Source organism: Pseudomonas sp. P4_C3, from assembly GCF_056402075.1.
In genome coordinates, this window is sequence record NZ_JBFUIC010000370.1 from 1 (window position 1) to 3,600 (window position 3,600).

6 protein-coding genes and 1 pseudogene are annotated in these 3,600 nt (G+C 54.0%); 3 read left to right on the top strand and 4 right to left on the bottom strand.

Features of this window, described 5'->3' with window-relative positions:
• Nucleotides 1–388 (top strand): type 2 periplasmic-binding domain-containing protein (locus AC1DVH_RS27705; protein WP_477756478.1); only part of this gene is annotated, 388 nt, incomplete at its 5' end.
• 73 nt (nt 389–461) lie between these two features.
• Here the strand turns inward: AC1DVH_RS27705 and AC1DVH_RS27710 are convergent.
• On the bottom strand, nt 462–683 hold the full coding sequence (locus tag AC1DVH_RS27710) for a hypothetical protein (RefSeq protein ID WP_477756479.1): 222 nt from the start codon (nt 681–683) through the stop codon (nt 462–464).
• 466 nt (nt 684–1,149) lie between these two features.
• On the opposite strand from AC1DVH_RS27710, the gene AC1DVH_RS27715 reads away from it, so the two are divergent.
• Entirely contained in the window at nt 1,150–1,419 is a 270-nt protein-coding gene (locus tag AC1DVH_RS27715; RefSeq protein WP_477756480.1) for a short-chain dehydrogenase, read from the top strand.
• A gap of 734 nt (nt 1,420–2,153) precedes the next feature.
• The gene (locus tag AC1DVH_RS27720; RefSeq protein ID WP_477756481.1) at nt 2,154–2,600 is read left to right on the top strand and encodes a winged helix-turn-helix domain-containing protein; all 447 of its coding nucleotides are present in this window, start codon (nt 2,154–2,156) and stop codon (nt 2,598–2,600) included.
• 100 nt (nt 2,601–2,700) lie between these two features.
• Here AC1DVH_RS27720 and AC1DVH_RS27725 read toward each other — a convergent pair whose 3' ends face one another.
• The 3 genes and pseudogenes from AC1DVH_RS27725 to AC1DVH_RS27735 form a co-directional block, all read right to left on the bottom strand.
• Nucleotides 2,701–2,910 carry a DUF7940 domain-containing protein gene (locus AC1DVH_RS27725; protein ID WP_477756482.1) on the bottom strand — a complete coding sequence of 70 codons (210 nt, stop codon included), beginning with the start codon at nt 2,908–2,910 and terminating at the stop codon, nt 2,701–2,703.
• A gap of 70 nt (nt 2,911–2,980) precedes the next feature.
• On the bottom strand, nt 2,981–3,406 hold the full coding sequence (locus AC1DVH_RS27730; RefSeq protein ID WP_477756483.1) for a cell wall hydrolase: 426 nt from the start codon (nt 3,404–3,406) through the stop codon (nt 2,981–2,983).
• 2 nt (nt 3,407–3,408) lie between these two features.
• Nucleotides 3,409–3,489, bottom strand: a pseudogene (locus tag AC1DVH_RS27735) (glycoside hydrolase family 19 protein); the annotation flags it as partial.
• Between the last annotated feature and the right edge of the window lie 111 nt (nt 3,490–3,600).

The following is a 3,600-nucleotide window of genomic DNA, read 5'->3' on the forward strand; positions in this document are numbered from 1 at the left end:
GTACCAGACCGTCGAACAGATCAACCAGCCCTCGGTTCGCCTGGTCGAACCTGCCGGCGGCACCAACGAAGCGTTCGTTCACGCCTACCTGCCCCAGGCGCAATTGCAGCTGCACGACAACATCAGCATTTTTCAGGAACTGCTGGATAAAAAGGCCGACGTGATGATCACCGATGCGTCGGAGGCGCTGTATCAGCAGAAACTCAAACCGGGCCTGTGCGCCGTCAACCCCACGCACTACCTGCAATACGGCGAAAAAGCCTACCTGCTGCCCCGCGACGACATCACCTGGAAACTGTACGTCGATCAATGGCTGCATCTGGCCAAGGCGACGGGCAACTACCAGAAGATTCGGCGGCAGTGGCTGGTGGTGCCTGACGCAAAGTAATGGGGCGCTCTTCACACCCGCACAAAAAAGGGCGCTCCCATGGGAGCGCCCTTTTTTCATTGCGGACCGCGTATCAATCGTCGTGCAGCAATCCTGAACTGTACTCGCCGAAGCTATTGCCGAGCGCGCTGCCATGGAAATTCATCTTGGCGGTATTGCTGCTGGTCGGCCCCGGGCCGAAACCGGCCGGCTGCACCGAGTCGGTCGAATAATCGCTATGGGAGCTCACACCGGAACAGGCGCTCAACAGCAAAGCACCGGCGATCAGCGAGACTTTGACGAGGTTTGCGATCATTTTTTTATTCCTGTGGGTTGAGGCGCGGGGGCATGACCTTTGGTGGTTATCCTATGCCTCATTTCAACGACACATCATGAAACTTTTCGGCAAGTCAGCGTTGGTTCAGGCAATGCGATGTCTTAAAAAACGGTGCCACTGCTCAAAAAGAGCAGCGTCCTACACGACATCAGGAATTGTCCGTACACTCCGCCATTGCTGCGCCTTTGCCACGAGTCCTATAGTCCGGCCCACGCCCTCACGGCGTGTCGGGTTTGGCGACTCGATTGCAATTGAACTGAAGTCTTCGACCATTTCGGAGCGCTTCGGAACGCACCTAGCTGCCTGTTTTATGGTGGCTGTGCGCGGGAGACCTCAGGGTCTGCCGGTTTCTCCATTGCCCGGTTCGCCAACCCGCGTACGGCTACCACCCTCTCGTTTGGCGACGATTGAGTGATAGCTCTCATGAACTAATGGAGCTTCACTTATGAATGAGTACATGGCTTTAACCAGCAATGCCGATGACCTGCCCTCGCTGTTCGTCAACACCACACAACCTCTGCATTCACTGCTCAGCACCGCCAGCTATAGAATTCGAGCTGTGACGCAGATTCTTGAAAATCTTGCAATGCGTGGTGACATCACCAGCGATACGGTGGTTCTCAGCGACTTTGCGTTGTTGTGCTGCGTGCCGTTGCGCGATGGTTGTGATGTGTTGGATGTGATTGCGCGGCGGATGGATTCAGAGCCGTCCTGAAATCAGGAGAGGCGTTCTACTTGGGCGAAAAAACGGCACCTTCCGGTGCCGTTCGAATTTCGCAGTCCTGCTTTAACTTACCCTGCCCAGTGTCCCGGCCTTGTCACATATGTCCACCAGGCTACGACGGGAAATGCCGAGAGGACGCTAACAGCGTCGCGACGCTCAAGGCAGGGTCAAAAGAACGATTAAGAAGTTTCGTCAAAAGGAAATGTCTTTTTCCTACAACAGCCTTCAAAGGGGCTTTTATAGAGAAATGGAAGTTCGTTTTGTGGTTCCAACAATCGAGTAGGAGGCGGATTTACATCCGCCGTCCTCTCACATACATGGACGCCCCCAGTTTGCCGAGCTTTCAATTCGTGACAACACAGACGGGGTTGAGATTGCAGCCATACATCCGGACTTTATGTGAGGCTCTCCATCTTTGCAACTGCACGGCTACACCGATGACACGGGCAGAATCCGCAACTCACTAACGAAATTCAATGAGAACTTGAAGGCCATCATGTACGGAATCGCCGAACTGATGAACGATTGAGATCGACCCAAGCGCTGCGTTATTTTCCGTCAGAGCACTCCGCCAACTCCCGTCTAAGCTGACCTCTGCTGACGGATCAGCACCTTTCTTTTTGTTTGTCCCCCCTTAATCCCGCCCACGCGGGTTTTTTTTCGCCGTCTATTTACAGTGGGCGCACCTCTTGGGCTACGCTTTTCTTGTGCATGGAGGAAGCGCTATGCCAGAAGATCTACCCCCCGCCCATCTCAATCCTTCCGATGAAGACTTAATTGCCCTCGGACATACTATCGATGAGGTGGTTGCCTGGATCGACCATCGCGGTCCTACGTGTGTATCTGATCGCATCAACATGCCAAAGTTACAAACTTGGGCATTCAACAAACCCCAACGCCTGCTTTCTAACAACCTAACGATTATCAATTTAACACGCATGGAATGCGTAGTACTTGACTTATTAACAAGCAGCGAGGAGCGTGTTGTTAGCAACGAGGAGATCCTTATGAAGTTAAATAAGGACCCTTATAATTACAAAGGATTGCCCATGTGCCTCAGTAGACTGCAAGCGAAATTCAAGAAGGTCACTAAAGGAGAATGCCTCCTCCGTTCAGTAAGAAGTCGTGGTTACTGCCTTACCCAAACAATAAAGTCTCTGGTTCATGGCTGAGACCTCTTTCACGAAACAATGGCACGCGATCAAGGTGATCAGTCCTTGATCGCCGTCGCCGGTGATAGCGCCAATTCTTTGAGCTCGCGCCAGTCCCTCGCTAGTTACTCAGCTTGGGCTGCAGGATCACCCGTGCCAGCATCACCAGAATGCCCAGAACACCGTAGGCTGCAGGCGGCAGAACCGCCTGCAACTGAGGCAACATCTGCTCAGCAATACCCAGCGCCGCAATCGCACCGCCAGCCTGAACACTGGACATCTTCAAAGCATCTTTCCAATTACTAATCAGTTGCATATTTTGTTGCCTCATGTGTTGGGAAAGGTTCGGACCAGCGCCTTCAGCGCGACCTGGTAAAATGCAAACTTCAGTGCCGCGGGGCTCACGGCACATCCTTGAAGAAAATGTGACGCCCGAGCTTCATCGCCTGCTTGGCGTCCTTAATCCACGTAGGTGGTTTTGGCATGGTGGTCGCGTAATAGTGGGTTGCACCGCCGGTGGGGTCCGGTACTTTGCCGGCCATCACCTGGTCAGCGGCGATCTGCGCTTGCGCAAACTCGCGGAAAGGAATCTGTTTCGCGCCACTCATGTAGGCGAAGTTCGGATCGTTCTTGTTCCAACAGCTGAACTGGTACGGCTTCTGGCAGACGCCGGTGTAGCCCTCGCCCCACCACGACTTAGCCTTGCCATCGTTCACGCGGTTGCGGATGGTCCAAGCCACGGCGATCTGGCYGGCCAAGCTTTCGCCTCGAGCCTCTCCCCACAGAGTGCGGGCTAGGATGTCGCGATCTTTTTCTGTTGCAGTCATTTATTTTCTCCGGGCATAAAAACGCCGGCAACTGGGCCGGCGTTCGGGAGGATCTGCAGCAGTTGCTGCGTGGTGATCGGCATACTTTTCTTCGGTCGTAAAAAACCCCGAACTAGTCGGGGTCTTGGTGTATTTGGACGCTCCAGCTATTCGCACGCGAGCCCAGAAGATCCCAGCGCGCAAGGGCGCTACGC